The organism is Buttiauxella brennerae ATCC 51605 (genome assembly GCF_001654925.1).
Classification (GTDB): domain Bacteria; phylum Pseudomonadota; class Gammaproteobacteria; order Enterobacterales; family Enterobacteriaceae; genus Buttiauxella; species Buttiauxella brennerae.
Genome location: NZ_LXER01000017.1, coordinates 37,535 through 57,507 on the forward strand (window position 1 = coordinate 37,535; position 19,973 = coordinate 57,507).

Annotated in this window: 16 protein-coding genes; 15 read left to right on the top strand and 1 reads right to left on the bottom strand. The window is 49.1% G+C overall.

Annotated features, from left to right (window positions below):
* Positions 1-115: 115 nt before the first annotated feature.
* The 6 genes from pspF (at position 116) to sapF (ending at position 6,565) form a co-directional block, all read left to right on the top strand.
* On the top strand, positions 116-1,111 hold the full coding sequence (gene pspF / locus M975_RS08275) for a phage shock protein operon transcriptional activator (protein WP_074388343.1): 996 nt from the start codon (positions 116-118) through the stop codon (positions 1,109-1,111).
* Between the two features lie 176 nt (positions 1,112-1,287).
* Positions 1,288-2,928 (top strand): ABC transporter substrate-binding protein SapA, encoded by a 1,641-nt coding sequence (gene sapA, locus M975_RS08280; RefSeq protein ID WP_064558747.1) that lies wholly within the window; start codon positions 1,288-1,290, stop codon positions 2,926-2,928.
* On the top strand, positions 2,925-3,890 hold the full coding sequence (gene sapB / locus M975_RS08285) for a putrescine export ABC transporter permease SapB (RefSeq protein ID WP_064558749.1): 966 nt from the start codon (positions 2,925-2,927) through the stop codon (positions 3,888-3,890). The genes sapA and sapB overlap by 4 nt, the downstream gene beginning before the upstream one ends.
* Positions 3,877-4,767, top strand: a complete 891-nt coding sequence (gene sapC, locus M975_RS08290) for a putrescine export ABC transporter permease SapC (protein ID WP_064558751.1) — start codon at positions 3,877-3,879, stop codon at positions 4,765-4,767. The genes sapB and sapC overlap by 14 nt, the downstream gene beginning before the upstream one ends.
* Positions 4,767-5,759 (top strand): putrescine export ABC transporter ATP-binding protein SapD, encoded by a 993-nt coding sequence (gene sapD, locus M975_RS08295; RefSeq protein WP_064558753.1) that lies wholly within the window; start codon positions 4,767-4,769, stop codon positions 5,757-5,759. Before sapC ends, sapD begins: the two co-directional genes overlap by 1 nt.
* On the top strand, positions 5,759-6,565 hold the full coding sequence (sapF, locus tag M975_RS08300; protein WP_064558754.1) for a putrescine export ABC transporter ATP-binding protein SapF: 807 nt from the start codon (positions 5,759-5,761) through the stop codon (positions 6,563-6,565). The genes sapD and sapF overlap by 1 nt, the downstream gene beginning before the upstream one ends.
* A 69-nt stretch (positions 6,566-6,634) precedes the next feature.
* Here the strand turns inward: sapF and M975_RS08305 are convergent, their stop codons facing one another.
* Positions 6,635-7,045: an SRPBCC domain-containing protein gene (locus tag M975_RS08305; RefSeq protein WP_064558756.1), complete on the bottom strand. Its 411-nt coding sequence runs from the start codon at positions 7,043-7,045 to the stop codon at positions 6,635-6,637.
* A 270-nt stretch (positions 7,046-7,315) separates the two neighbouring features.
* On the opposite strand from M975_RS08305, the gene fabI reads away from it, so the two are divergent.
* The 9 genes from fabI to M975_RS08350 all read left to right on the top strand — a co-directional run bounded on the left by fabI (position 7,316) and on the right by M975_RS08350 (position 19,959).
* On the top strand, positions 7,316-8,107 hold the full coding sequence (fabI, locus tag M975_RS08310; RefSeq protein WP_064558757.1) for an enoyl-ACP reductase FabI: 792 nt from the start codon (positions 7,316-7,318) through the stop codon (positions 8,105-8,107).
* Between the two features lie 230 nt (positions 8,108-8,337).
* The gene (locus M975_RS08315; RefSeq protein ID WP_064558758.1) at positions 8,338-9,504 is read left to right on the top strand and encodes a CMD domain-containing protein; all 1,167 of its coding nucleotides are present in this window, start codon (positions 8,338-8,340) and stop codon (positions 9,502-9,504) included.
* 101 nt (positions 9,505-9,605) lie between these two features.
* Positions 9,606-11,540 (top strand): exoribonuclease II, encoded by a 1,935-nt coding sequence (locus M975_RS08320; protein ID WP_064558759.1) that lies wholly within the window; start codon positions 9,606-9,608, stop codon positions 11,538-11,540.
* 298 nt (positions 11,541-11,838) lie between these two features.
* A complete protein-coding gene (gene pdeR / locus M975_RS08325) occupies positions 11,839-13,830 on the top strand; it encodes a cyclic di-GMP phosphodiesterase (protein ID WP_064558760.1) in 1,992 nt (663 codons plus the stop codon).
* Between the two features lie 523 nt (positions 13,831-14,353).
* Positions 14,354-14,908, top strand: a complete 555-nt coding sequence (locus tag M975_RS08330; RefSeq protein ID WP_064558761.1) for a fimbrial protein — start codon at positions 14,354-14,356, stop codon at positions 14,906-14,908.
* A gap of 55 nt (positions 14,909-14,963) precedes the next feature.
* Entirely contained in the window at positions 14,964-15,650 is a 687-nt protein-coding gene (locus tag M975_RS08335) for a fimbria/pilus periplasmic chaperone (protein ID WP_064558762.1), read from the top strand.
* Between the two features lie 61 nt (positions 15,651-15,711).
* A complete protein-coding gene (locus tag M975_RS08340) occupies positions 15,712-18,285 on the top strand; it encodes a fimbria/pilus outer membrane usher protein (protein WP_064558763.1) in 2,574 nt (857 codons plus the stop codon).
* A gap of 23 nt (positions 18,286-18,308) precedes the next feature.
* The gene (locus M975_RS08345; protein ID WP_064558764.1) at positions 18,309-18,851 is read left to right on the top strand and encodes a fimbrial protein; all 543 of its coding nucleotides are present in this window, start codon (positions 18,309-18,311) and stop codon (positions 18,849-18,851) included.
* Positions 18,852-18,891: 40 nt separating this feature from the next.
* Positions 18,892-19,959 carry a type 1 fimbrial protein gene (locus tag M975_RS08350; RefSeq protein ID WP_064558765.1) on the top strand — a complete coding sequence of 356 codons (1,068 nt, stop codon included), beginning with the start codon at positions 18,892-18,894 and terminating at the stop codon, positions 19,957-19,959.
* Positions 19,960-19,973: the final 14 nt, after the last annotated feature.

Sequence of the window (19,973 nt, forward strand, 5' to 3'; positions counted from 1 at the left end):
GCACGAATTGAATATTGCAATGGGTATGCCAACTTTTTATTTATTTGATTAATAAGGAAATGATTAAATTTGACTCACTGTACATAACGTTTATAGTGGTGATATTCACTAACTATTGGTTAATTTCATCATGGCAGAAAGCAAAGATAACCTGATTGGCGAGGCAAATAGTTTTCTGGAGGTGCTGGAGCAAGTCTCCCGCCTGGCTCCCCTTGAGAAACCGGTGTTAGTGATTGGTGAGCGCGGCACCGGGAAAGAGCTGATTGCTAACCGCCTGCACTTTCTGTCACGCCGTTGGCAAGGGCCGTTTATCTCCCTCAACTGCGCGGCACTCAACGATAACTTGCTGGACTCAGAACTATTCGGGCATGAGGCTGGGGCTTTTACTGGCGCTCAGAAGCGCCATCCAGGCCGCTTTGAACGTGCCGACGGCGGTACGTTGTTTCTTGATGAACTGGCAACCGCACCCATGATGGTGCAGGAAAAACTTTTACGCGTCGTGGAATACGGTGAGCTTGAGCGTGTTGGCGGCAGCCAGCCGTTGCAGGTCAATGTGCGATTGGTTTGTGCGACCAACGCCGATCTGCCAAAACTTGCTGAAGAGGGGAAATTCCGCGCTGATTTGCTCGACCGCCTCGCATTTGATGTCGTCAAATTGCCACCGCTTCGCGAGCGCCAGCCCGATATCATGCTGATGGCCGAACATTTTGCGATCACGATGTGCCGCGAGTTAGGCCTGCCCTTCTTTCCGGGGTTTACCGAGCAAGCACAGTTAACACTGTTGAATTACGCCTGGCCGGGGAATATCCGCGAGCTAAAAAACGTGGTTGAACGCTCGGTATACCGCCATGGCAACAGCGAGGAGCAGGTCGATGAAGTGATCCTCGATCCCTTTGCGCGTAAGCCCACGCCTGGTGTGAAACACGAAGCGTCGCCACTCTCGTTGCCAATGGATCTGCGCAAATGGCAAAACGAGCAGGAAAAAACGCTGGTGGAACAGAGCCTGGTGCAGGCGAAATATAACCAACGAAAGGCTGCCGATTTGCTTGGCCTCACCTACCATCAACTGCGGGCATTGCTTAAAAAGCATGATGTGGTTCAGCCCGACTGACTCTCTGTTTACGGTTTTCGCTATTCGGCGAAGGCCGTAACTGCCGTAAAAAACAGCATTCCCCTGCCTTTTTTGCAGGCTTTGATTATAAAAAAAGCAAAATAGCCTGACATATTTTGGGAAGCCCTCCAGAGTGCGATACACTTTGGTTATCACCCGAGAAAACTCAAAAACTTATGCGCGGAATTGTCTCCTCCCTGTTACTGGCGGTAAGCTGCCTGAGTGGCGCAGCATTTGCTGCATCACCTGTTGAAAAGCCAGCCGATATCCGTAGCAGCGGATTTGTTTATTGTGTCAACGGTCAGGTCAATACCTTTAATCCGCAGATGGCCAGCGGCGGTTTGACTGTGGACACCCTTGCCGCACAGTTATATGACCGATTATTAGACGTCGATCCTTACACTTACCGCCTGATGCCAGAACTGGCCGAAAGCTGGGAAGTGCTGGATAATGGCGCCACCTACCGTTTCCATTTACGCCCGAATGTTCAGTTCCAGACCACCCCGTGGTTTACACCGACTCGCGCACTCAATGCCGATGATGTCGTGTTTAGCTTTCAACGCGTATTTGACCGCAAACACCCGTGGCATAACGTAAACGGCGGCAACTATCCTTATTTCGATAGCCTCCAGTTCCCGGACTCTGTGAAAAGTGTGCGTAAACTGGACAATAACACCGTCGAATTTCGCTTAGAAAAACCGGATGCTTCTTTCCTGTGGCATATGGCGACGCATTACGCATCCGTTATGTCTGCCGAATACGCCGCACAGCTGACCAAAGCCGACAAGCAAGAGTTGATGGACCGCCAGCCAGTTGGCACCGGACCATTCCAGATCAGTGAATATCGTGCCGGGCAATACATTCGCCTGGCTCGCCATCCTCATTTCTGGCGCGGTGTGCCATTGATGCCGCAGGTGGTGCTGGATTTAGGCTCCGGCGGCACCGGGCGCTTGTCTAAATTGCTGACCGGCGAATGTGACGTGCTGGCGTATCCTGCTGCCAGCCAGCTCACCATTTTGCGTGATGACCCCCGCCTGCGCCTCACTTTGCGCCCGGGAATGAACATCGCTTACCTGGCGTTTAATACCAATAAAGCGCCGATGAATAACCCGGCGGTGCGCCATGCATTAGCGCTGGCAATTAACAACCAGCGCCTGATGCAGTCGATTTACTACGGCACAGCAGAAACCGCGGCGTCGATTTTGCCGCGTGCATCGTGGGCGTATGACAGCGACTCTAAAATTACCGAATACAATCCAGCAAAAGCGCGCCAGCAATTAAAAGCATTGGGGCTCAATAACCTGGAATTGCGATTGTGGGTGCCGACCAGTTCTCAGGCGTGGAACCCAAGTCCGTTGAAAACCGCCGAGCTTATCCAGGCGGATATGGCGCAAATTGGGGTGAAAGTGATTATCGTGCCGGTCGAAGGTCGCTTCCAGGAAGCGCGTTTGATGGACATGAACCATGACCTGACACTTGCGGGTTGGGCAACAGACAGTAATGACCCGGACAGTTTCTTCCGCCCGATGTTAAGTTGCGCCGCGATACGCTCGCAGACCAACTATGCTCGCTGGTGTGATCCTAAGTTCGATGAGGTGCTGCAAAAGGCGTTGTCCTCTCAGCAACTGGCATCACGCATCGAAGCGTACCGCGAAGCGCAGGACATTCTGGCCAAAGAGTTGCCGGTGCTGCCGTTGGCATCGTCTCTGCGCCTGCAGGCTTATCGCTACGACATTAAAGGGCTGGTGCTGAGTCCATTTGGTAACGCATCATTTGCGGGTGTTTCCCGTGAGAATGTTGAGGTGAAAAAACCATGATTATTTATACTCTGCGCCGCCTGCTGCTATTGCTGGTGACGCTGTTTTTTCTGGCCTTTATAGGTTTTAGCCTCAACTACTTTACCCCTCACGCCCCGTTGCAAGGCGCGTCGTTATGGAATGCCTGGGTGTTCTGGTTTGAAAGCATTCTGCACTGGGATTTCGGGGTGTCGAGCATCAACGGGCAGTCGATTAACGAACAGTTAGGCATTGTTTTCCCGGCCACCATGGAGTTATGTCTGCTGGCCTTCGGCCTCGCGTTGTTGATTGGTATTCCGGTCGGCATGCTGGCCGGAATTATGCGTAATAAATGGCAGGACAGGCTGATCAGTGCGCTGGCGTTAATTGGCTTTTCCATTCCGGTGTTCTGGTTTGCGTTACTGCTGACCCTGTTCTTCTCTTTGACGCTGGGCTGGCTCCCCGTTTCCGGGCGTTTCGATTTACTCTATGAAGTTAAATCCGTCACCGGTTTTGCGCTGGTTGATGCCTGGCTGTCGGACTCGCCGTATCGCGATGAGATGATTGTCAGTGCCATCCGCCACATGATTTTACCCGTAGTGGCTCTGGCCGTTGCCCCAACGACCGAAGTGGTACGCCTGATGCGCCTGAGTACCATTGAAGTGTTTGACCAAAACTACATTAAAGCGGCGGCGACGCGTGGCTTATCGCGCCTGACAATTCTTCATCGCCATGTGCTGCATAACGCCCTACCGCCAGTGATCCCTCGCCTAGGCTTACAGTTTTCAACCATGTTGACGCTGGCGATGATTACCGAAGTGGTGTTTAGCTGGCCAGGCCTTGGGCGCTGGCTGATCAACGCCATTCGCCAGCAAGACTACACGGCAATTTCTGCCGGTGTGATGGTCATCGGTTCGCTGGTTATCATCGTGAATGTTATCTCCGATATTTTGGGTGCGATGGCAAACCCACTGACACATAAGGAATGGTATGCCTTACGATAGCGTCTATCGCGAGAAGCGACCGCCGAGCACGCTACGCCTGACCTGGCAGAAATTTTACGGCGACACGACGGCAATGATTGGCCTGTATGGTTGCGGGGCTTTGGTGGTGCTATGCGTGTTTGGTGGCGTTTTTGCCCCCTATGGCATCGATCAACAATTCCTCGGCTACCAACTGTTACCGCCTTCATGGTCGCGCTATGGCGACGTTTCGTTCTTCCTGGGAACCGATGACCTGGGGCGCGACGTCTTAAGCCGCTTGTTAAGTGGCGCGGCACCAACCGTAGGCGGCGCATTTGTCGTGACGCTCGCCGCTGCGGTGTTCGGCATTCTTCTGGGCGTGATTGCGGGTTCGACCCATGGCCTACGCTCTGCGGTACTTAATCACATTCTCGATACCCTACTGTCGATTCCTTCGCTGTTGCTGGCGATCATCGTGGTGGCGTTTGTTGGCCCGCATTTGGTCCATGCCATGTTCGCGGTGTGGCTGGCCCTTCTGCCGCGCATGGTGCGCTCCGTCTACAGCGCCGTGCATGATGAGCTGGAAAAAGATTACGTGGTTGCCGCCCGGCTGGATGGTGCATCAACGCTCAATATTCTTTGGTTTGCGGTCATGCCTAACACGGCGGCCATTCTGGTGACGGAAGTGACCCGCGCCCTGTCGATGGCGATTCTGGATATTGCCGCATTAGGTTTTCTGGATCTCGGTGCACAGCTTCCCTCGCCAGAGTGGGGTTCGATGCTGGGTGATGCGCTGGAGCTGATTTATGTCGCTCCGTGGACAGTAATGCTGCCAGGCGTGGCTATCATGATCAGTGTGTTGCTGGTCAACCTGCTGGGCGACGGTTTACGCCGCGCGATCAATGCGGGGGTACAATAATGCCATTACTTGATATTCGAAACCTGACCATCGAGTTCATGACTTCCGACGGTTGGGTAAAAGCGGTCGATCGCGTCAGCATGACCCTGAACGAAGGGGAAATCCGCGGTTTAGTCGGTGAGTCCGGCTCAGGAAAGAGCCTGATTGCGAAAGCCATTTGCGGTGTCACCAAAGACAACTGGCGTGTGACCGCCGACCGTATGCGTTTTGATGATATCGACTTACTGCGCCTGAGCTCTCGTGAACGCCGTCGACTTGTCGGCCATAATGTTTCGATGATTTTCCAGGAACCGCAGTCGTGTCTTGACCCGTCAGAGCGTGTTGGCCGCCAGCTGATGCAAAACATCCCCGGCTGGACCTACAAAGGCCGCTGGTGGAAACGGTTTGGCTGGCGTAAACGCCGTGCCATCGAACTGTTACACCGCGTCGGGATCAAAGACCATAAAGATGCGATGCGCAGTTACCCTTATGAGTTAACTGACGGTGAGTGCCAGAAAGTGATGATTGCCATCGCACTTGCCAACCAGCCGCGCCTGTTGATTGCCGATGAGCCAACCAACGCGATGGAACCCACCACGCAATTACAAATTTTCAAATTGTTGACGCGACTCAATCAGTACAACAACACCACTATTTTGCTGATTAGCCACGATTTACAGATGTTGAGCAAATGGGCCGACAAAATTAACGTCATGTATTGTGGGCAAACGGTGGAAAGTGCGACCAGCGAAGAGCTGATTGCGACCCCGCACCACCCCTATACTCAAGCGCTTATCCGCGCTATTCCTGACTTTGGCAGCCCGATGCCACATAAAAGCCGCCTGAACACCATGCCTGGCGCGATTCCGTTGCTGGAACATTTGCCGATGGGTTGCCGTCTGGGGCCACGTTGCCCTTATGCGCAACGTGAGTGCATCGAAACGCCACGCCTGACCGGGGCAAAAACTCATCTCTATGCCTGCCACTTCCCGCTGAATATGGAGAGTCAGTAATGGTCGAAACGCTGCTCGAAGTTCGCAATTTAAGTAAAACGTTTCGCTATCGAACGGGGTTGTTCCAGCGCCAGCATGTAGATGCCGTGAAACCTCTGAGTTTCACGTTGCGGGAAAAACAGACGCTGGCAATTATTGGCGAAAATGGCTCCGGGAAATCGACGTTGGCGAAAATGCTTGCCGGAATGGTTGAGCCGACCACTGGCGAAGTGTTGATTAACGATCATTTGCTGCAATACGGCGACTACACCTACCGAAGCCAGCATATCCGTATGATTTTCCAGGATCCGAGCACGTCGCTGAACCCGCGCCAGCGTATTTCTCAAATCCTTGATTTCCCGCTGCGCCTTAATACCAATCTTGAACCGGAAGCGCGTCACAAACAGATCATCGAAACACTGAGAATGGTCGGTTTGCTTCCCGATCACGCCAGTTACTACCCGCATATGCTGGCCCCAGGGCAGAAACAGCGTCTGGGCCTGGCTCGTGCGTTAATTTTGCGCCCGAAAGTGATTATTGCCGACGAAGCGCTGGCATCTCTTGATATGTCGATGCGTTCGCAACTGATTAACCTGATGCTTGAACTGCAGGAAAAACAGGGTATTGCCTATATTTATGTCACGCAGCATATCGGCATGATGAAACACATCAGCGACAAAGTGATTGTGATGCATCAGGGTGAAGTCGTTGAACGTGGCAGTACCGCTGAAGTTCTCGCCTCCCCGCTTCACGACCTGACCAAGCGCCTGATCGCCAGCCATTTCGGCGAAGCGTTAACAGCGGATGCGTGGCGAAAAGACAGGTAAAGACTGCGGCTAATCCGGCCTGTAAAAACGAAACCCAGGCCGGATAAGCGCAGTAGCACCCTTCAAAACTTACACCTTCGCCTCTACGTATTTCGCGAAATTGTCCAGAATCGCCTGCCAACCGTTTTTCTGATGCTCGACAGGGTATTGCGTATCAGGGTCAAACTCGAGATGCACTAGCACGCCGCCCTCTTGTTGAGAGAATTTGACTTGTGCTTCCCGGTCACCAAAAGAGTATTCAATCAATTCGTGGGGAACAATGTGGGTATAAACACCTGCAAAATCAAAGCCCATACTGCCGTCTTTGGCTTCCATACGTGATGAAAACTTCCCTCCAGGTTTAAAATCAACCACGGCATTGACGGTGTGCCAGTCAGCTGAGGCTGTATTCCACTTTTCAATATCTTGCGGATTGATATAGGTGTCCCAGACCCGTTCAATCGGCGCATTAACCCGTGATTCAACAGCGATTTTCATCATTTATCTCCAGCGTTCATGTTGTCAGGTAACCAGCATTTCCAGCCTAAAAGATAGTATTTGACGCCGATGTCAGCCATTCGCACAGGCGAGTATCTGTTCAGACCTCTGGTGACGGTATCGCCAGTTGGTGGGGTTGTGGAAAATAACGTGACACAACAGGCGCTGAGTGGGATATAATTTCACTTTCGTGTTGAAAAATTGTGACTAATCATTGGCAACTTGATGATTATAAAGTCATAAAATTAGCAGAAACTATAAGGATTCAAAGCTATGGGTTTTCTTACCGGTAAGCGCATTCTGATCACTGGCGTCGCCAGTAAACTCTCCATTGCCTACGGTATCGCGCAGGCGATGCACCGTGAAGGTGCTGAACTGGCTTTCACTTACCAGAATGAAAAACTGAAAGGCCGTGTGGAAGGTTTTGCTGCAGATCTGGGTTCAAGCCTGGTTCTTCCGTGTGACGTAGCAGAAGATGCAAGCATCGAAGCGATGTTTGCTGAACTCGCGAAAAGCTGGCCGAAATTTGACGGTTTCGTTCACTCTATCGGTTTCGCACCTGGCGACCAGTTAGATGGCGATTACGTGAATGCCGTTACCCGTGAAGGCTTCAAAATTGCTCATGACATCAGCTCCTACAGCTTTGTTGCGATGGCAAAAGTTTGCCGCGAAATGCTCAATCCTGGCTCTGCGCTGCTGACTCTGTCTTACCTGGGCGCTGAGCGTGCTATCCCTAACTACAACGTTATGGGTCTGGCTAAAGCTTCTCTGGAAGCAAACGTGCGCTATATGGCAAACGCGATGGGCCCTGAAGGCGTGCGCGTAAACGGTATTTCTGCTGGCCCAATCCGTACTCTGGCGGCTTCCGGCATCAAAGATTTCCGTAAAATGCTGGCACATTGCGAAGCGGTTACCCCAATTCGCCGCACTGTGACCATCGAAGATGTGGGTAACTCCGCAGCGTTCCTGTGTTCTGACCTGTCTGCCGGTATTTCTGGCGAAGTGGTCCACGTTGACGGCGGTTTCAGCATCGCTGCAATGAACGAACTGGAACTGAAAGACTAATTCAGTTCACAACGTGGGTAGGCATTCGCCTACCCCGTTACCCCCACGGTTTCCTATATCCCCCTTAAATCACGCCAAGACAAAGCCCAAAATAACGGGTTATAGCTTTCTGATATTTGTTATCACCTATCATTCTTTTGTCACCCCTCATGGTTACGCCAGGATAAAGCAGCAAACTAGCCGTCAGGTGTTTTTCCCGGGCTTGTAAACTCTTTGACCAAGGAACGACCATGGAACAACGCCGAATATCTGGCAAAGGCCACTGGTATCATGAAACGCAATCCAGTCGCAACGACGCTGTCGTGTTACCGTTAGTTCCCGAAGCGGCTTTTCTCGAAGACCGGTTCTTGCTCGATTTGAGTCTGAGCGCAGAACAACACGCATCACAAGCTGAGTGGTTTTCTGCTGCGCGTAGTGCCTATGAATGTTTGCTGCCAGAGAACAGCGCTGTGACACGCTTACACACGCTCAGTAGCTACGATCGCCTGAGTACCGCGCTGACTGTCGCGCAGGTTTATGGCGTTCAGCGTTTGTGTAATCACTATGCCGCTCGCCTTGCGCCGCAACCCGGCCCTGACTCCTCCCGCGAGAGCAACCGCCGCCTGACGCAAATCACCCAGTACGCCCGGCAACTGGCCAGCCAGCCAACGCTCATTGATGATGTCTCCCGCCAACAGCTCGATGAAGTTGCGCTTTCGGTCAATGATATCGTGACGTTTAACCAGCTTATTGGCTTTATCGGCTTTCAGGCCCGCGTGCTCGCCGTCTTTCAGGCTCTGCAAGGGTTGCCTGTTCGCTGGGTTCCGGGGCTTGATACGCAACAAGATGCCAGCGCCGATTTATTCCAGGAAGGCGAAAAGCAATGGCAGCCAGCATTGCCTGCCGTCGAGCAGCGCTATGCAAATACTCAACAACTCGAAGTGCTCAATATTAGCCTGCCACAACGCGTCTTACATGATATGGGCTGGCTGTTGGCACACGATGCCGATGCCCTGTCGGTATTGAGTAAGCTAACCTGTCTGTTTTTCTTGCCCGCGGAGGAAACGCCGGCCAATAACGACCACATTCTGGCCGGAATGCTGACGGCACGCATTAACGGAAGCGCGGGTTGTTACACGGATTTGGCGCGTGCATGGCATGGAGAAAGTGGTTTGCCAGAAGCGATGCGTAATGGTGAGCGAGCATTGCAAGCCTGGAGCCATAACCACCCGCGAGAACGCGCAATCATTCAGGCGGTACGCGTGTTAACCCGTGCGCCCGGCAGCTTTAGTGCAGCCCAGCTTCAACCCTTGTTCGAGCAAGGTTTTACCGAAGAGGAAATTTTACTATTACTGGTAAATTCGGCCCTGCATGGCTGGCTAAATCGTTTAAAAATCGGGCTTGGCAATGCCTGCTAAACATTGTATATCCCACGTTTTTACGGCAAACAGCGCTTGCCGCAAAGGGTCGTTTCGCGTAAAACTGTCAGCCGCTCTTTTGGCCACGAAAACTAAAAAACATGTTTCAGGATAACCCGCTGCTCGCGCAGCTTAAACAGCAACTGCATTCTCAAACTCCACGCGTAGAAGGCGTGGTAAAAGGCACGGAAAAAGGGTTTGGCTTCCTCGAAGTGGACTCGCAAAAAAGTTACTTTATTCCGCCGCCGCAAATGAAAAAAGTGATGCACGGTGACCGCGTGAGCGCGGTGATCCATACCGACAAGGACCGCGAAACCGCTGAGCCAGAAGAGCTTATCGAACCGTTCCTTAGCCGGTTTGTTGGCCGTGTACTACGTAAAGACGACCGTCTGTCGATTGTGCCGGATCATCCGTTACTAAGAGATGCGATTCAATGTCGCGCAGACCGCAACGTCACCCATGATTTCCAGAATGGTGATTGGGCTGTTGCTGAAATGAAGCGCCACCCGCTCAAAGGCGACCGTGGTTTCTACGCAGACTTAACGCAATTCATCACCTTTGGTGACGATCACCTCGCACCATGGTGGGTGACACTGTCACGCCATAATCTTGAGCGTGAAGCACCTGACGGCGTAGCGAATGAAATGCTGGACGAAGGCCTGGTACGTGAAGATTTAACCGCACTGGATTTCGTTACCATCGACAGCGCCAGCACCGAAGATATGGATGATGCGCTGTTCGTTGAAGAACTGGCCGATGGTAAACTGCAACTGACGGTGGCTATCGCTGACCCGACAGCGTGGATTGCAGAAGGCAGCAAACTTGATGGTATCGCCAAAGTTCGCGCCTTCACTAACTATCTACCGGGCTTTAACATCCCGATGCTGCCACGTGAGTTATCCGACGATCTGTGCTCCCTGCGCCCTAACGTCACTCGTCCGGTTGTTGCATGCCGCATGGTTATTGCACAAGACGGCAGCATTGAAAAAGAGATTAACTTTTTCGTCGCAACCATCGAGTCAAAAGCCAAACTGGCCTATGACGATGTTTCCGACTGGCTGGAAGAAAAAGGCGACTGGCAGCCACCGAGTGATGCCATTGCAAAACAAATTCGCCTGCTGGAGCGCGTTTGCCTGAGTCGTGCCGACTGGCGCCGCACTCACGCATTAGTGTTCAAAGATCGCCCTGATTACCGCTTTGTTTTAGGTGAAAAAGGCGAAGTGCTGGATATCGTTTCCGAACCACGTCGCATTGCAAACCGCATCGTTGAAGAATCAATGATTGCTGCAAACGTCTGTGCCGCAATCGTGCTGCGCGAGAAACTGGGCTTTGGCGTTTATAACGTCCATACCGGTTTTGACCCGGCAAACATTGAACAGCTCGCCACGATGCTGCAAGGCCATGGTCTTGACGTTGACGCGCAAGAAGTGCTGACGCTAAACGGCTTCTGCAAACTTCGCCGTGAACTGGATGCACAGCCAACCGGTTTCCTTGATAGCCGCATTCGTCGCTACCAGTCGTTTGCTGAAATCAGCACCGAGCCTGGCCCGCATTACGGTCTTGGCCTGGAAGCTTATGCGACCTGGACTTCACCTATTCGTAAATACGGCGATATGATCAACCATCGTCTATTAAAAGCGATCATTAAAGGTGAAACCGCCAACCGTCCACAAGACGAGATCACGGTACAGATGGCAGAGCGCCGCCGCCTGAATCGCATGGCCGAACGCGATGTGGGTGACTGGTTGTATGCTCGTTTCCTGAGTGATAAAGCCGGAACCGATACCCGTTTTGCTGCTGAGATCATTGATGTTAGCCGGGGCGGCATGCGTGTGCGTCTGGTTGAAAATGGCGCAGTTGCCTTTATCCCTGCCCCGTTCATCCACGCCGTTCGTGACGAGATGGTATGCAGTCAGGAATTGGGCACCGTGCAAATCAAAGGCGAAGTCGCTTATAAAGTCACTGACGTGATTGATGTAACGATTGCCGAAGTTCGTATGGAAACGCGCAGCGTTATTGCGCGACCTGCTGCCTGAAAGTAATAAAATCGTCACCCCTTTAAAAACCGAACCTTGAGTTCGGTTTTTTTTTTGCTTTTTTCCTGCAAAAGTTAAATGTGATAATCACCACCTGAAAATGATTAGCGTTATCAAACTGTTTTGTTCTTCTCATTTCACCTCCAAAACTACCAATCTCACTGTGAATATTAAGATTTCGCACAACTTCCGCAAAAACAATGTCTTTAATATACGGTTGTCGCTTTAAGATCGGTTTTATATTGCTAATATAAATTACAGACTGACAGGCTATGTCGGCCCCGGTTCAGGAGAGAGCATGAAAGACGATTTGGAGCAGAATCTGCTCTACCGTTATTTAGGGACAACAAGCCCGTACTGGCGTTTGCCTACCGATAGCAACGCTTTACAATTAGCCGCCAGCGAAAACTCGGATATTAGCCAGGTGGTTGCTCTTGACCCCGACCAGGCGGAGCAAATTCGCCAGATGACCGTGATTACCTCAAGCGTAACCATGTCAATCTCATTGTTTGGCAGTGACGTTCCTGTGCATTTGGTGGGACGTAAAGTATCGAAAAAAGAGTGGGCGGGTTCGGCATCAGCCTGGAATGACACCCCTTCTGTTGCCCGCGATTTAGTGCAAGGGCTCTCGTTTGCTGAACAAGTGGTATCTGAGGCCAATTCGGTCATCGTGATCCTCGATAGACTGGGCAATATTCAGCGCTTCAATCGTCTGAGTGAAGAATATACCGGTTTAAAAGAACAAGAAGTCATTGGCCAGAACGTTTTCAAATTATTTATGAGCCGCAGCGAAGCGGCTGCGTCTAAGCGCAACATTAGCGGTTTTTTTCGTAATGGAAATTCCTATGAAGTTGAACGCTGGATAAAAACCCGTAAAGGCCAGCGGCTCTTTTTGTTTCGCAACAAATTCGTCCACAGTGGCAGCGGCAAGAATGAAATCTATTTGATTTGTTCAGGCACTGACATCACCGAAGAGCGCCGTGCTCAGGAACGCCTACGAGTTCTTGCGAATACCGATACCATCACCGGCCTTCCCAACCGTAATGCCATCAACGATTTAATTACCGCGGCTATTGATACGCGCGGTGAAACTCAGGTGGGGATTGTTTATCTCGACCTCGATAACTTTAAAAAAGTGAATGATGCCTACGGGCACATGTTCGGTGACCAGCTCCTGCAGGCGGTGTCATTAGCCATTCTCAGTTGCCTTGATGAGGGGCAAATTCTGGCACGCCTCGGCGGTGACGAATTTATTGTTTTAGCCACCGATACCTCCCAGGCAACGCTTGAAGCGATGTCGTCACGCATTCTGGCACGACTCAAACAACCCTTCCGCATTGGCCTGATTGAAGTTTATTCCGGCTGCTCATTAGGTATTTCGTTGGCACCGCAACATGGTGAAGATCGCGAAAGCGTGATTCGAAATGCCGACACTGCGATGTATACCGCCAAAGAGAGCGGTCGTGGCAAGTTCTGCGTATTCGCACCCGAAATGAACCAGCGTGTGTTTGAATATTTATGGCTTGATACAAACCTTCGCAAAGCGCTGGAAAACGACCAGTTGGTTATTCACTACCAGCCAAAAATGACCTGGCGTGGCGAAATCAGAAGCCTGGAAGCACTGGTGCGCTGGCAATCGCCAGAGCGTGGATTGATCCCACCGTTAGATTTTATCTCTTACGCAGAAGAGTCCGGCTTAATTGTTCCTCTTGGCCGTTGGGTGATGCTGAGCGTGGTTCAACAGGTGGCGAAGTGGCGCGACAAAGGCATCAACTTACGCGTCGCGGTAAACGTTTCGGCACGCCAGCTTGCGGACCAGACAATCTTCAGCGATCTCAAACAGGCACTGAAAGATCTTAATTTTGAATATTGCCCGATTGATGTTGAGCTGACGGAAAGCTGCCTGATTGAAAATGAAGAACTCGCGCTTTCAGTTATCCAGCAATTCAGCCGCCTTGGCGCTCAAGTTCATCTGGATGACTTCGGTACGGGCTATTCGTCCCTTTCGCAGCTTGCCCGCTTCCCGATTGACGCGATTAAACTCGACCAAAGTTTTGTGCGCGATATTCATAAACATTCAGTCTCACAATCGCTGGTGCGTGCAATCGTGGCGGTTGCACAGGCGCTGAATTTACAGGTTATTGCTGAAGGTGTTGAGAACCAGAAAGAAGATGCCTTCCTGACCAAGAATGGCGTTAACGAACGGCAGGGTTATTTATTTGCCAAGCCAATGCCTGCCGCCGTTTTTGAGCGCTGGTTGAAGCGTTATCAGGCACGTACCGCACGCTAATTCACCATCTCTTCATTTATTCAATGGCCAGGGAAACCTGGTCATATTCACCACGCCAATATTTCACACCATTTCCACCGCTAAACTGAACTATTTCACCTTAAAATGCTTTCATCGCCGCACTCAATAAAAATATCCATTCCATTGATTTTATTTGATTTTATTTGATTTTAATATTCACAAACAATCAATAGTCTGATATCAGACCAGAAAGACTTACATTTACCCGGTCAATGCATTGATTAAAAAAGAGACTCAGGTAATATCTATTGCATTGAAACAGCCGGTGATGGTAGCGCAGGGAATTAAATATTCCTGAGCGCTATTAATATGGATATTTCACATCTCACATAAAAAACAATAGTAGTGATGCTAGTGTTTACCTGACCCTACTTTTAATACAATTAAAAGTAACAATATCGGCAATATCAATATTCCCAGACTACCGACCAGAAATAAGAACATTGTAAATACATGCCTTCTTAATTTCTCAAAAACTATCCAGACTGTAGGTAATTAATGTATGAAAATAAGTATCAAGAAATCATTTGCTATTTGCTCATTGATTTTAACTGGTGCAGCATCAACACAGTGTTTTGCTGCAGCTGCTGAGAATAGCATTACATTTAGTGGCAAGCTTATTGATAAGGCTTGTACCGTTGTTGTTAATGATGGTACTGCGACCGTAGATTTAGGTTCTACGGCTGTGGCTGATATTGCAACCACAGGTAAAACAAGTGCTCCTAAAACTTTCACCGTTGCACTTAATAGCTGCCCGGCGGCTGGCGCTGGTGTACCAACGAAAGCCTATGTAGAATTTGAAGGTACAACAGATGGTGATGAAACTTATTTCAAAAATACCGCTGATGCAGCAACTGCGGCAACTAACGTGGCGGTAATAATTAAAGATGCATCTGAAACAGCAATCATCAATAAAGATAAAAATGCCGCAATTACTCTGCCAACGGCAGCTGGGGATATCGTCACTGACTATACAGCAATGATGATTGCTACAGCTGATGATGCAACCAAAGGTGATGTCTCCACAACCCTTACCTATAACGTCAGCTACGAATAATTATATTTGTGCTGAGCAATCTCGCTCAGCACTTTTTTAATCAAGAGTGCAAAATATGAAATACAGCCTTATCGCATCTACCCTTCTCATTTCAACATTAAGCGTATTTAATGCGACAGCCAGCGTGACTGTCGGCGGGACCAGGATCATTTACGAAGGAACGAAAAAAGAAACATCAATATCTGTAGAAAATAAAGACAAGGTGGCTAATCTGGTTCAATCATGGATTACTCCGGCAGATGCCACTACCCCCGGAAAGGATGCCATGATCATTACCCCGCCATTATTCCGCGAGGAAGTCGGAGCAAAAAATGTTTTGCGTATCGTTCGCTCAGGTTTGCCTATGCCTGAAGACCGTGAAAGTATGTATTGGTTAAACGTGAAGGGTATTCCTTCAACGGCTACAAGTCAGCAGAACAACACTGTTGAAATTGCAATAAACACACGTATCAAACTCATTTATCGCCCTAAATCATTATGTGGGGAGATGCCTGAAAAAGTGACCGACAAACTAAGTTGGGCAGTAAGCGGAAATGAAATAAAAGTAACCAACCCTACGCCTTACTATATGAATTTTGCTGTTGTGAAGATTAATGGCAAAACGGTTGATAAAGCCTCATATGTCGCCCCACTTTCTTCAACAACATTTACTGCACCAGCGGGTTCTGGCCACGGAAAAATTTCCTGGCGTATTTTGAATGATTTTGGAATGGCGGCGAGCGAACATAATTCCCAGATATAACCCTCTGGGTTTGAATAAGACCCAGGATTGAATTATAAATATTGGACTGAAAGAGATAAGCATGCGTTATAACAATATTATACGTAGTTTGATTATCTCAGGGATGATCCCTTTTTGCTTTTCCACAAGCAATCTGGCATATGCTCAGGATCACTTCAATCCAAACTTATTAAATACTTCCGATGCGATACCATCAGAGGTCGATCTTTCTCATTATGAAAATGGGATTCAGGCTCCGGGGAAATATCGTGTTGATATTTATATTAATCAAGAGTTGGTTGATACCCAGGAAATCACCTTCACGCTGAATAAAGATTCCAAAGGTGAGCAGACGCTGCAACCTTGCCTGAGCGTTGAGCAACTCGGCGCATGGGGAGTGAAAATAGAAAATTATCCTGAGCTTAGCGTACAGGGAAATCAGTGCGCTAATCTCTCAGTAATTCCTGAATTCACTTCAGTATTAAAATTCAGCGATCAGCGCTTGGATTTAAGTATTCCCCAAATTGCCATGCATGCTGTTGCTCGCGACTATGTCGCCCCGGAACAATGGGATGAAGGTATCAATGCAGCGATGATGAATTACAGTTTCACGGGTACCACAACGAAACCCAGAGTTGCGGGTGAAAGTGCCGGGAATAGCCAATATATGAACCTGCGCCCAGGGTTCAACTTAGGGGCGTGGCGTTTTCGTAACTATTCAACCTGGAATCATGATGATACAGGCGTAAATGATTGGGACTCCGTTAACAACTACGTCACTCGTGATATTAAGACGCTGAAAAGCCAATTAACGTTGGGCGACAGTAACTCTCCTTCCGATATTTTTGACAGTCTTGCGTTCACTGGTGCCCAGATGGCATCCGACGACGATATGATCCCGGACAGCCAAAAAGGTTATGCTCCGGTTATTCATGGTATTGCACGCACTAATGCTGAAGTCACTGTGTCTCAAAATGGCCACAGCATTTATAAAACCAGCGTAGCGCCTGGCGCTTTTGAAATTAATGATTTGTATCCCACAGGGGGTTCCGGGGATATGGATGTTCTGGTCAAAGAGTCGGATGGTACTGAGCAACATCTGGTGGTGCCGTATGCAGCGTTACCAGTGTTGCAGCGTGAAGGCCATTTTAAATACAGCTCTACCGTGGGCCACACCCGTGATACATCATCTGAAGATGTCGGCTTCGGCCAAATGACGGCGTCTTATGGCTTCGCACATGGTATTACCGCCTATGGCGGGATTCAGGCGACACAGAAGGGGTATCAGGCCGTTGCCCTAGGTGCAGGGCTTAATCTCGGAGATTTCGGCGCGGTTTCTGCGGACGTGACGCAATCCTGGGCCATTGTTAATGATGCTGGCCAGACTACAAATATGGACACCAATACAAACCAGTCCTCTCTCAAAAAAGAGAGTGGCCAATCCTTACGCTTGCGTTACAGCAAAAATATTGCGACTACCGGAACCAATTTCACGGTTGCGGGTTATCGTTATTCAACTTCAGGGTATTATTCACTGCAAGATGCGCTGAATACCTTTGATGAGTCTGACGATTATAATTATGGCCGTAGCAGAAACAGAACCGAACTATCTATGTCTCAGAATATTGTTTATGGTTCATTGTCAGTTAACCTGGTTAACGAAAACTATTGGGATAAGAGCCGTACGACATCGTTGAACCTGGGATACAACAACAGTATTGGTGGGATATCTTACGGGCTTAACTACTCTTACAATATTAATGCTGACAATAATACGGCGGATGATAATCGTAGTGATGATCAACAAATAACGTTTAACGTCAGTATTCCTTTAGAGAAATTCCTGCCGTCAAGTTATGCCACGTTTAACATGAGCGGCAGTAAAAATTCTCCGACGACTTATAACACTGGAATCAGTGGTAGTGCCTTTGAGGACCATTCATTAAACTGGCAGGTTCAGGAAGGCTATTCAGATAGCGATCATAAAACCAATGGCAGCGTGAATGCTGATATGAGAACTCGCTACTCAGAATTTAATGCTGGTTATTCTTACGACACGAATGCTGAACGTTTTAACTACGGCATTCAGGGAGGGATGTTATTACACAGCGGTGGCCTGACTCTTTCTCAACCCTTCAATGACACGATTGTGTTAGTCAAAGCAAAAGGTGCAGAGGGTGTGCCAGTGAATAATAACGTAGGTATCAAAACAGACGGACTGGGTTACGCTGTGGTGCCCTACGCAAGCCCATATAAGAGAAATGACATTTCACTCGATACAGAGCAAATTGAAAATGACGATATCGAATTGCAGGACACTAGTAAGAATGTAATCCCTACTCGCGGGGCTGTTGTGGTTGCTGAATATAATGCCAATATCGGTTATCGCGTGTTGTTTAATTTAACATCGACACAGGGTAAACCATTGCCGTTTGGCTCAACTGCTACGGACAAAGGCACTTCAGCGGATAATGAGAATGTTCATAGTGGAATTGTTGGCGATAGTGGCAGTGTTTACATCACGGGTTTAGAGAAGTCTGGCGAGATATTAGTTAAATGGGGTGCCGGTGCCAATGAGCAGTGCACAGCACATTACCACCTCCCGGATCAAAAAAGTGCGTCTGGCGTTGAGGTTATTCATGAGCAATGTAGTTAATATTACACTCTGGAAAGTAAACAATGAAATTTATAACATACATACTATTTTCGTGCGGATTAATTTTATCTGGAAACAATGCCTTTGCATTTGATGACCACTCAGACTTGACCGTTAATATCACCGGAGCTATCGTTGCGCCAGTCTGTAGTGTGACTATCGATAACAAAATCACATTAGGCACATGGGCTAAAGATTCATTATCTACAGCGGGTGCAACTACTGAGACCGTTCCCGTCGATATAGTTATAAGTAAATGCCCAAACAGTATCACAGAAGCAACAGCAACGTTTAGCGGCACCGCCTATTCCGCAGACCCGAGTTTTTCAGATGTCCTTTACGCAAATAGTGCAGCAAAAGGTGCGAGTGATGTTGGGCTGCAATTATATAATATGGATGGCAAAGATGTTATTAACCTGGCTAATGAAACCACCTACTCTTTTCCAGTAGATAGTGAAGCGGGTACAGCGACGTTTAAAATGGGCGCGCGGTTATATACCCCGCACGGCTCACCCACCGCAGGTGATTTTGAAGCAACCATTACGGTTGATGTCACCTATAAATAAATATTTTCCTTTGCATAAAAAAACACCCAGGAACCTCTTCATGCGAGCTTTAATTTTTATTTTATTATCAATCTGCTTATTTAACAGCTGCGAAGCAGCTTGCCAACGAGGTGGTGATATGACGGCCAATAAAAATATTTCGGTATCGTCGGTTTCATTACCTGCAAATATTGTCGTCGAAAGTCGGAATTATTCACCGGGTGAAGTGGTCTGGAGCCAGGGGCCAATAACGGGTTCTAATTCAAATTTAACTATTACAGGTTGCAGCAACGGTTATCACGTCGGTTTTCTTTACACCGGTGGCGGCGAGAAAACGGCATCCGTTGATGCTAACGGTATCGTGCCCACCAATATTGCCGGTTTAGGGTTGCGTATTTACGCGCAAAACCAGGGCGGAAATTATGACGGTAAACACCCTATTGATAATGCGTTTGTTAGTGGTGACGGTAGTGATAAAGACCATACGTTGAAAAACTCAGCCTATTTTGTCGAACTGGTTGCTACGGGTGGGAAAATAACCGGGGGGCAGCTGACTTTTGCTTCTCCAATTGCTCAAGTCGAGTTCAGTGAAGATGGCTCAGAAAGCGGCCGTGGTGATATCGCCTCACAATTAAATCTGAGCAGCACTAATGTCGCGGTAAAAGCCATGGGCTGTACTGCTGATGTCAGCGAGTTGAACTTTGATTTTGGCAAGGTCGACATTAATGAATTTGAATCAAAAACTACCGTGGGTGGCGCTCCTGATCAGACCATTAATTTGGCATGCGAACCAGGGACAAACATCTCATTTTACATCCAGGGGCCTCTGGCACAGGGAAACAACCCAAACCATTCGATCCTGGGTATTATGCAGGGTGGGCTAACGGTAGCTAGCGGCGTTGGCATTCAGATAGATTTAAAAGCCGGTAGTTATGATAGTGCAGGTAAAGGCATTCCGCTCAATTCATTTCTTCAGTTATTCACTTCAACACGCGATGGAGACACAATCACTGGAGGTGCTGCAGCCAATGAGGCCCTTACCTTTAGTGCAAAGGTGGCAAAAGTGGAAGATGATGTCACGGTTGGGAAGGTCAATACGTTTGCAACTATGTCGCTTAGTTATAACTAATGTGCAGGCGTAAG